Origin of the sequence: Kitasatospora sp. MY 5-36, assembly GCF_001182915.1 — a bacterium.
Lineage (GTDB): Bacteria > Actinomycetota > Actinomycetes > Streptomycetales > Streptomycetaceae > Kitasatospora.
The window spans coordinates 1-7,098 of sequence record NZ_LFVW01000591.1 but is presented as its reverse complement, the minus strand read 5'-3'; the positions used below and the strand labels follow the sequence as shown (position 1 = coordinate 7,098).

The following is a 7,098-nucleotide window of genomic DNA, read 5'->3' as shown; positions in this document are numbered from 1 at the left end:
CGGCCTGAGCAGTTCGGCGCCCTCGGTCAGCGAGCACAGGGCCAGCCGGCCGCCCACGGCCGCGGCGTACGCCCGCAGCGCCCGGCCGACGGTGCGCGGGGTGCCCCAGGTCCGGGCGTGGCGCAGCTCCTCCTCGGCGAGTTCGCGGGCTTCGTCCCGCCGTCCGAGCCGCACCAGGGCGAGCGCCGCTCCGGAGCGCCACGGCGTGGCGACCGGGCTGACGAAGTCGTGGGCGAGCTGGCCGGCTCCGCAGACCAGGTAGTCGTCGAGGGCGGCCTGCCAGTCGCCGTCCGCGGCGTGCAACAGGGCCCGGGTGTAGCTGAGTTCGTTCCACTCCCAGGAGCTGTCGCTGCCGGACGGGCCGACCAGGGCCACGGCCTCCCAGGCCGCGGAGCGCCGGCCGGTCTCGCGCCGGGCGGTCGCCACCATGGCGGCGAGGTGCGGCAGTCGGACGCCCTGTCCGGCGGTCGCCTCCACCAGGGGGGCGTTCTCGGCGATGACGCGGTCGAACTCCCCCGCCCAGAGCGCCGCTTCGGCCCGGACGCTGAGCAGGCACTGCAGGCCCACGTCGGTCAGGTCCGGGGGGACGGGCGGGGCGGGCAGGCACTGGCCGGTCAACTCCCGTGCCTCGTCCAGGCGGTCCGCCCACTGGAGCAGGGTGGCCGCGCTGCCGAGCCAGGCGGTCCGCAGCCGCGGGTCCACCGGCGCGGCCAGCCGCGGCCGGACCCGGTCGAGCACCTCGGCCGCCGAGCAGAGGCCGGCCCCGGCCTCGTACTCGGTGATCAGTCCGCACACCAGGGGCTCGATGGCGGGGGGTGCGGTCGGGGCGAGTGCGCGCAGGCCGGCGACGGCGCCGCGCCAGGCGTCGTTGTCGTGCGAGGAGACGAGCGCGCCGAGGGTCCCCAGCACCTGGACGAGTTCGTCGTCGTCGGCGCCGTGACCGGCCCGGCGGAGGACCTCCAGCGCGGTGTCGGGATCCCGGCGCGCGACGTGGGCCGCGCAGAGGGCGGTGGCCGCGGTGGCCCGGTCCCGGAGGTCGGTGTGCAGTTCCAGTCCGGTGCGGAGCCGGCGGATGCCGGCGGTCGCGTTGTGCGGGAGCTCCAGGGCGCCGAGGCGCATGGTGAGGGCGGCCCGGCGGTCCGGATCGAGCGGGCCGCTCAGGGCGTGGCGCAGGTACGCGGCGGACTCCGCGACGTGACCGGCGCGCATCGCCTCCTCGGCGGCCTCGGACAGCGAGCGGGCCATCCACGCCTCGCCGGGCCGTTCGACCCGCAGCAGCCGGGAGGCCACGGCGGTCGCGGGCGCGCCGCTCTCGTCGAGCAGTTCCGCGACGCGGGTGTGCAGTGCGGCGATCTCCTCCGGCGCGGCGACGGCGAGGACGGCCTCCCGCGCGAGGGGGTGGTCCAGCAGCCTGCTGATGCGGCGCGCCGACCGCTCGCCCGGGGAGCGGGTGGCCGTGCAGAGGTCGGAGAGCTGGTGGAGCAGGCCGGGGCCGACGGGCATCCCGCCCTCGGCGGCGACGGCGAGGGCGAGGCAGGCGTGGCGGACGCAGGGGTCGGCCCGTCCCAGCCAGCGGGCGATCGTGTCGCGGAAGCGGCTGCGCGACGGGGTGGCCGACGGGCGGGGGAGCGCCCCGTCGGCGAAGTCGGCGACGAGCGCCCGCACCAGGGCCGGGTTGCCGATGCCCGCCTCGACGCAGGCCACGGTGGAGCCCTGGTCGAGGCCGGCGTCCCGGGCGAGGCGGATGACGGCGGGGACGCTGAGCGCGGGGAGGGCGACGGCCGTGCCGGTGGCGGGCGGGAAGGGGGCCGGACCGGACGGGTCGGCGCGCTCGGTGAGCACCAGCAGGACGGGGATCTCGGCGATGCGGCGGGCGAGGTAGCCGAGCCAGCGCCGGGACGGCTCGTCGGCGTGGTGGAGGTCGTCCACCGCGAGTAGGACCGGCCGCTCGGCGGCGGACCGGGTCAGCCTGGTCACCAGCCCGTGGAACAGCCGCTGTTCGTCCGCTCCGGCCGCGACGGAGAAGGGCACGGCCTCGTCGTCCGCGAAGAGCTGGCGGACGAGCCCGAACGGGAACGCCGTCTCCTCCGGTACGCCGCGGGCGCGTCCGACGCGTACGGCGTCACCGTCGGCCTGCTGCCGGACGATCGCCTCCAGCGCGGCGGTCCGTCCCATGCCGGACACCGGTGCCGAGAGCAGGACCCAGCGTCCGCTGCCCGCCCGCGCCGCCGCCGCGGCCGCCGAGGCCGTGCCCAGCACCTCGTCGCGCTCCAAGAGCATGTGCTCCCCATCCTGTCGGTCCTGTTCGGCCGGTCCGGCGCGTGGTACCGGTCCGGGCCGTCCCCAGCGGTCCGGACAGGGGTTTCCGCGGTCGTCGGAGCCGTATTCCGCAGGAACATCGTGAACGATCTCTTTCCGGTTCGATCTTCACCCATGGGTGGCGCGAGGCGGCCGGTCGAAACGGAAAACGGCGTGATCATGCTCATGGCGAAGCTTGATCCCGACGCTACCGCCGGGTTCCCCGCAGGGCGCCCTGCCTGCGACGACGGCCGCACCCGGCCGCCCGGCCCGTCGGGCGGGGCCCCGGAGCGGAGCGGCGGGCGGGCAGCCGTGCCCACTCGGTTCGTCGGCGTACTGGTGGGTCCCGACGAGGTTGTTCGAATACCGCTCGATTCCGTCGGGCGTCGACAGGGCGGGTGGAGCGGACCACGGGTGCGGCTTACTGTTCGGGGGTCCGCAGGCGGGTCGAGAGCGAGCAGTCCGAGAGTGGGGAGGCCGAGGGTGTCCGAGGCGAGGAAGCCGGTGCTGTACGTCGTGGTGTGCGCGGCGGGGGTCGCGGGCGGGGTGGGGGAGCTCATCTCGGCCGCGCAGGAGCAGAACTGGGACGTGGGGGTGGTGGCGACGCCCCAGGCCATGGGGTTCATCGACGCCGAGGCGATCGAGGCGCGGACCGGGTACCCGATCCGCTCCGCCTGGCGGAAGCCCGGGGAGCCCCGGCCGCTGCCGGACCCGGACGCCCTCGTCGTGTCCCCCGCCACCTTCAACACGCTCAACAAGTGGGCCCTGGGCATCTCGGACACCCTGGCGCTGGGGATCCTCTGCGAGTCGTACGGCTGGGGTGTCCCGGTCGCCGTCCAGCCCTGCCTGAGCGCGGCGCAGGCGGCGCATCCGGCCTATGCGGACAGCCTGGCGAGGCTGCGGCGGATGGGGGTGCGGATCGCGGACTTCACGCTGGGCTCGTACGACTGGACGCGGGCCCTGGAGCTGCTGCGGGACTGACAGGGTGGCTGATCGGGCCCGGTGATCCTTGCAGTGTGGGGGGTGGCCCGGGCCGAACCCGCGGAGGTAGCGTCCGGGCAGGTCAGCGAGGGTACGGGAGGTTTCCGGTGGCGGCGGTCAACGGCGAGGTGTCGTTCTGGTACGCGGCGGACGGGGTGCCGGAGCCGGGCCCCGCGCTGCCCGGGGACCGGGACGTCGACGTGTGCGTGGTCGGCGGCGGGTACACCGGGCTCTGGACGGCCTACTACCTGAAGAAGGCCGACCCCGGTCTCCGGATCGCCGTCCTCGAACGGCGGTTCTGCGGCTACGGCGCCTCCGGGCGCAACGGCGGCTGGCTGTACAACGGCTTCGCGGGGCGTGGAGCCTTCGCCAGGCGGTACGGGCGGGAGCGCGCGGCCGCGATGCAGCGGGCGATGGACGAGGCGGTCGGGGAGGTCGTCGGCGTCGCCGGGGCCGAGCGGATCGACGCGGACATCGTGCGCGGCGGCGTCCTCGAAGTCGCCCGCAGCAAGCCGCAGTTGGAGCGCCTGCGGGCCCACGTCGAGGCCGAGCGGGCCTACGGCGAGGGCCGGGTCGAGCTGCTCGACGCCAAGGAGGCGGCCGAGCGGATCAACGTCGCCGGCACCCTCGGCGGCTGCTGGACGGCGCACGGCGCCCGCATCCAGCCCGCCCGGCTCGCCCGTGGACTGGCCCGCACCGTCCGCGAGTTGGGCGTCGAGGTGTACGAGGGGACGGCGGTCACCGCGATCCTGCCCGGCAGCGGCTACCGCAAGCCCCGCGCCGTCACCCCGTACGGCACCGTCACCGCCGACCACGTGCTGCGCGCCACCGAGGGGTTCACCGCCGGGCTGCGCGGCGAGAAGCGCACCTGGCTGCCGATGAACTCCGCGATGGTCGCCACCGAGCCGCTGCCCGCGGAGTTCTGGGCGGAGGCCGGCTGGGAGGGCCGCGAGGTGCTGGGCGACTTCGCGCACGCCTACATGTACGCGCAGCGCACCGCCGACGACCGGATCGCGCTCGGCGGGCGGGGCGTGCCCTACCGGTTCGGCTCGCGGACGGACTCGGACGGCAGCACCCAGGTGGAGACGGTGCGCCAGCTCCGGGCCGTCCTCGACCGGTTCTTCCCGGCCGCCGCGCAGGCCCGGATCGACCACGCCTGGGCGGGCGTGCTCGGCGTCCCCCGGGACTGGTGCGCCACCGTGGAGCTGGACCGGGTGAGCGGGCTCGGCTGGGCCGGCGGGTACGTCGGCAGCGGGGTGACCACCACCAACCTGGCCGGCCGCACCCTGCGGGACCTGGTGCTCGGCCGGGACACCGAGCTGACCCGGCTGCCCTGGGTGGGCCACACCGTGCGGCGCTGGGAGCCGGAGCCGCTGCGCTGGCTCGGGGTGCACGCGATGTACGCCGCGTACCACGCCGCCGACCGGCAGGAGGCGGCCGGGCGGGCCACCACCTCGCCGATCGCCCGGGTCGCGGACCTGGTCGCCGGGCGCTGAGCCCACGGGGCCGGGCCTCCGAGCCTCCCGCGACAGGGCCTTCGGGAAACCGGGTGTTGAACGGGAGCGGGCGGCACCGGGTTGACGGTCCGGCGGCGTGCCGACCCGGTGCGACGGCCGCCGGTGCGGTCGTCCCGCCAGGATGTCCGGATGACAGTGAACGAGGCGGACCCGCCGCCGGCGCCGCACGATCCACGGCCGTCGCTTCGATCGTCCGTTCGGACGTGCCGCCGAGCGGAGTCGGCCCGCAGCACCCACGGTGAAGGCGTGCTGAGGAGAACACTGCCGGCCCTCGCGGTCGCCCTGCTGCTCTGCGCGCCGACGAGCGGCGCGTGGGCCAGGTCGCCGGGCCGGCAGGTGGCGGTCGTGGACCAGGCCTCGCGCAGCGTGCTGGTGTTGCAGAGCGCCGAGGAGCTGATGGCCTACCGCGGCCCGGGCCGACTGCCCGTCGTGTGGGGCTGGAGTGCCGACCGCGCACCGGAGTTGGCGGATCTGGCGCCCGCGCGCAGCTGGACCGACCCGGACGAGGCCAAGTCCCGGATCCGGCAGGGGCGGCGCTTCCTGCTGACCACCGCCTCCGGCGGGCTGGCCGCCGTCGTGGAGACCACCACCGGCCGCGTCCACTGGGCGACGGACCTCGGGACGGCCGCCAACCCGCACAGCATCGAGCTGCTGCCGGACGGCAACGTGGCCGTGGCGGCGAGCGCGGGCGGCTGGGTGCGGCTGTACGCGGCCTCGCAGGGCCCGCGGGCCGCCGCGTACGCGGAGTTCCCGCTGCCCGGCGCGCACGGGGTGCACTGGGACGCGCGGACCGGCCTGCTCTGGGTGCTCGGCGACACGGCGCTGACCGCGCTGCGGGTCGGCGGCACCCCGGCCGCGCCCGCCCTCACCGTCGTGCGGAGCAGCCCGCTGCCCGACCGCGGCGGGCACGACCTGGCGCCCGTCCTGGCGGATCCCGGGCGGTTCTGGGTGGCCACGCTGACCGGCCTGTGGCGCTTCGACCCGGCCACCGACCGCTTCACCGCCGTGCACCTGGCCGATCCGGCCGCCGAGCGGGACCTCAAGAGCGTCGGCGACGAACCCGGCACCGGCCGGCTGCTCACGGTGGCGCCCGAACACGAGGCGCCGTGCGACTGGTGCACCTCGGTGATCACCCTGCACCGGCCGGAGGGGACGCGGTCGCTGCGGGGCTCGCACCTGTACAAGGCGAGGTGGTGGAGCGTCTGGTAGCAGATTTCGTTCCCCGAGGAGTCGATCCGGGGCCGCGCGTCGTGGATACCACTCGAATTGCGGACGGCATTCGACTGATGGGGCATATTGTGTACACCGACAAACTACTCCGATGGAGGTCAGTTTTCCGTCGCGGTCGGCAAACCATCCGTCGACCCCCGTCGGCTGGGATAGCGTCGTGGGGTCGGGGGGTCGACACCGATCCGGTGCATTCGAACGCTAGCTACTGGGCCGTAATGGCCGAATGAGTCATGGAGAAAATCATGCGGAATTTCCCTGCGGAAAACCGGCCAGACGGAGTCGACGACCTTCAACTCGCGATGGAATCACTGGCCGCCTTCCCGTCCCGGAACGCAGGGAGCGGGGCGGATGTGACCGAGCGGCTCGCGGCCGTCCACGATCTGTGCCGCGCGGTCGACGCGGTGCTGGACAGCCTGGTCGTCCAGGCCGCCGCCGAGGCGGCCGAGGAGGGTTGGACCGCGGCCCGGATGGCGGCCGAACACTCCGGCTACTACGCCAGGTTGCAGCGCGCGCTGCTCCCCGCCGGTGCCGGGCTGACCCGGCAGTGAGCGCGGTGCTGCCGGGCGTGCACGTGCTGTCCTGCCCCACCCGGTGGAGCGACGTCGACGAGAACGGGCACATCAACAACGCCCGTCTGGTCGGCTACATCCAGGAGGGGATTTACGACCTGTTCTGCCACCACGAAACCGCCGTCCGGGAGTCGCTGTTCCCGTCCGGGTTCATTATCGCCAGGCACGAGATCGACTACCTGGAGCAGTTGCACCACCGGCCCGAGCCGCTCTCGGTGGTGCTCACCGTGGAACGGCTCGGACGGAGTTCCGCCCAGGTCGAGGTGAATGTCTGCCGGGACCGGCTCACCTTTATGCGGGCGCGGACCGTGGTGGTCGCCCGGGACCGCGAATCCGGCCGCTCGCGGGCGCTGAGCCCGGCGGAACGGATCTTTCTCTCGGCGTTTATGCCGGACCCGGCCCGGGCCCAGGCGGTCCTGGCGGCCACCACGGTGACCGCGGCGGCAGCGGTGAGCGCGGCGCCCCCGGCGCAGCGCGTGGCGGCCGGCCCGGTCACCGGCGGG

At 75.1% G+C, this 7,098-nt stretch carries 6 protein-coding genes; 5 read left to right on the top strand and 1 reads right to left on the bottom strand.

Features of this window, described 5'->3' with window-relative positions:
* On the bottom strand, positions 1-2,280 hold a 2,280-nt coding region (locus tag AE652_RS30960; RefSeq protein ID WP_049657516.1), incomplete at its 3' end, for an ATP-binding protein.
* Positions 2,281-2,781: 501 nt separating this feature from the next.
* Here AE652_RS30960 and AE652_RS30955 point away from each other — a divergent pair.
* The 5 genes from AE652_RS30955 to AE652_RS30935 all read left to right on the top strand — a co-directional run.
* Complete coding sequence (locus AE652_RS30955) at positions 2,782-3,279, top strand: flavoprotein (RefSeq protein ID WP_082346083.1); 498 nt, start codon at positions 2,782-2,784, stop codon at positions 3,277-3,279.
* Positions 3,280-3,386: 107 nt separating this feature from the next.
* Positions 3,387-4,775: an FAD-binding oxidoreductase gene (locus AE652_RS30950; RefSeq protein ID WP_049657512.1), complete on the top strand. Its 1,389-nt coding sequence runs from the start codon at positions 3,387-3,389 to the stop codon at positions 4,773-4,775.
* Positions 4,776-5,042: 267 nt separating this feature from the next.
* The gene (locus AE652_RS30945) at positions 5,043-6,005 is read left to right on the top strand and encodes a DUF6528 family protein (protein WP_053112349.1); all 963 of its coding nucleotides are present in this window, start codon (positions 5,043-5,045) and stop codon (positions 6,003-6,005) included.
* A gap of 371 nt (positions 6,006-6,376) precedes the next feature.
* Positions 6,377-6,574, top strand: coding sequence for a hypothetical protein (locus AE652_RS30940; protein ID WP_049657510.1), 198 nt, complete (start codon positions 6,377-6,379; stop codon positions 6,572-6,574).
* The coding region (locus tag AE652_RS30935) for a thioesterase family protein (RefSeq protein ID WP_049657508.1) at positions 6,571-7,098 on the top strand (528 nt) is incomplete at its 3' end. The genes AE652_RS30940 and AE652_RS30935, both read left to right, overlap by 4 nt.